Annotated in this window: 3 protein-coding genes; 2 read left to right on the top strand and 1 reads right to left on the bottom strand. The window is 59.3% G+C overall.

Translation table 11 applies throughout. The annotated features are described in order from the left end of the window. A partial coding sequence (locus tag ACP5PX_RS08065; RefSeq protein ID WP_428085435.1) for a cobalamin B12-binding domain-containing protein occupies positions 1-210 on the top strand: 210 nt, incomplete at its 5' end. Further along, on the top strand, positions 211-1599 hold the full coding sequence (locus ACP5PX_RS08060) for a monomethylamine:corrinoid methyltransferase (RefSeq protein ID WP_428085434.1): 1389 nt from the start codon (positions 211-213) through the stop codon (positions 1597-1599). Between the two features lie 73 nt (positions 1600-1672). Here ACP5PX_RS08060 and ACP5PX_RS08055 read toward each other — a convergent pair. Beyond that, a partial coding sequence (locus ACP5PX_RS08055; protein ID WP_428085433.1) for an HAD hydrolase family protein occupies positions 1673-2085 on the bottom strand: 413 nt, incomplete at its 5' end.

The raw sequence follows: 2085 nt of genomic DNA, 5'->3' as shown, positions 1-2085 counted from the left end.
CTCTCGGCGCTGATGTCCACCACCCGTGGGGCCCAGAAGGAGGTCATCGACCTGCTCGAGGGCATGGGTCACCGGAAGAACTTCATCGTCATGATCGGGGGTGGCTCGGTGGATGAGGAGTGGTTCCGGAAGACCCGGGCCGACGGCTGGACCGAGAACGCCGCCGAGGCCGTCGAGCTGGCCAAGAAGCTGGTCGCGGAGCGGAGATAGATGCCGGCGCCACCCTGGCGGATCAACGAGGTCCTCGAGCGCGCCGAGACCGGTCCCATCTGCACCGAGAAGGATTTCGACACCAAAATCCTCTTCCCCAACCTGAAGCGGGTGATCAAGGAGTACGACATCAGGTTCGACCCCGACCAGATTGTCTTCTCCGACGACTCTCTGGCGGACGACCTCTGGAAGGCCGCCTGGGATTTCTACCTTTCCGTGGGCAGCTACTGCACCAGCACCTACCGCAGGATTCTCTTCACCGAGGAGGAGATCAAGGAAGCCATGTTCAGCATGAGAAACGAGATAACTGTGGGTGAAGGCCAGGATGCCAGAAAATGGTCGCCGAGGAAGGTGGAGGACTCAAAACCGCCGGGATGTCTCTTCACCCCTGTGGGCCTGAGATGCTCCGAAGACCTATTCATTCCAATTGAAATGTCCTATATCAAAGAACCGCTGGCCGACGCGGTCTCCACCCCAATTCTGGAAGAGGTCGAAGGCATGCCGCTGAAAACCGGAGCACCATCGGAAACCCAGGGCGGCATGGTTCACGCCATGCTGGCGAGAGAAGCCGCCAAGAGGGCAGGCAGACCCGGGATCGCCATCGTCCTCACCGGAACCGCGCTACAGGCCGCCGCACAGATAGCCACCACCGCCCAGGATTGGGGGGCCAGAAAAACCGACATCAGGCTGGTCTCCATTATCAGCGAGCTCAAGATTGACAACGACCTGCTGACCAAGATGCTGCACTTCCACCAGAACGGTCACCTCTGCGGAACTCTCACCAGCCCGATGCTGGGGGCCTACGCCGGGGCCGAGGGGACCGCGGTGATCGGGGTCGCCTCACACCTGCAGGGTCTGATGGTCAACCAGGGCTACTTCACCTGCTATTTCCCCATCGACAAGATTTACTTCTGCAACACGATGCGGGAAATGCTCTGGGTCGTCAGCGGCACCTACCAAGCGATAGCGAGAAACTCCAAGTTCATCTCCGGCTCCAACGGGTTTGCCGTCGCCGGCCCCTGCACCGACATGGTCCTGTATGAGGCCGCCGCCCACGGCATCACCAGCGCCGTCTCCGGTGCCAGCATCCTCTGGGAGATGGCCACCGCCTCCAACAAGCACAAGGAGAGGACCACGCCGGTGGAGGCCAGGATGGCCTGCGAGTCCGGGCTGGCCGCGGTTGCCGCCGGGATGAAGAGGGAAACCGCCAACGAGATCGTCAAGGAACTGCTGAAGAAATACGAGCACAGGATAAAGAATGCGCCGCTGGGCAAGACCTTCCGCGAGTGCTACGACGTGGAGAGGAAGAAACCGACCCGGGAATATCTGGATCTGTACCGAAAGGTCAAGGATGAGCTACGCGATCTGGGTGTAGAATACCGCTATTGAAAACTCCCTGTCCAAGCTATTAAAAACTCAATCCAACCTTATCAGCTGTTGACCCTATGAAAATTGAACCAAGCTAGCGAAGCCGGAGGATCTCCTCAACCGCCTCAGCCACACCCTTTCCATGAGGGGAGCTGGTCACCCTCTGGGATGCCCTCTTAGCCTCCTCAACCGAGTTGGCCACCGCGAAGCTCATCCCCGCCACCTGCAACATCTCAACATCGTTGTAACCGTCTCCAATGGCTGCTATCTCGGCCAGTGGGACATTAGTAATCGAGGAAACCTTCTTTAAGGCATTACCCTTGTTCACCTCCGGCCTGCGCAGATGAATCGCCCATCCCGAATCCACCGCGATGACCTGGAGGTTCTTTTCCCGAAGGACTCTCCTCACCTCCTCCAAGCTGACCGTCTTCCTGATGACGACGCCCGTGAGCCGGTCGGGATCGCTCCGGGTGGTCTCTATGTTCCCGAAGAACTTCCTGAGTTCGG

The sequence above is a fragment of the Hadarchaeum sp. (SeqCode) genome, assembly GCF_049969415.1.
In the GTDB taxonomy this organism is placed as follows: Archaea; Hadarchaeota; Hadarchaeia; order Hadarchaeales; family Hadarchaeaceae; genus Hadarchaeum.
This window is presented reverse-complemented; position numbering and strand designations above follow the sequence as displayed.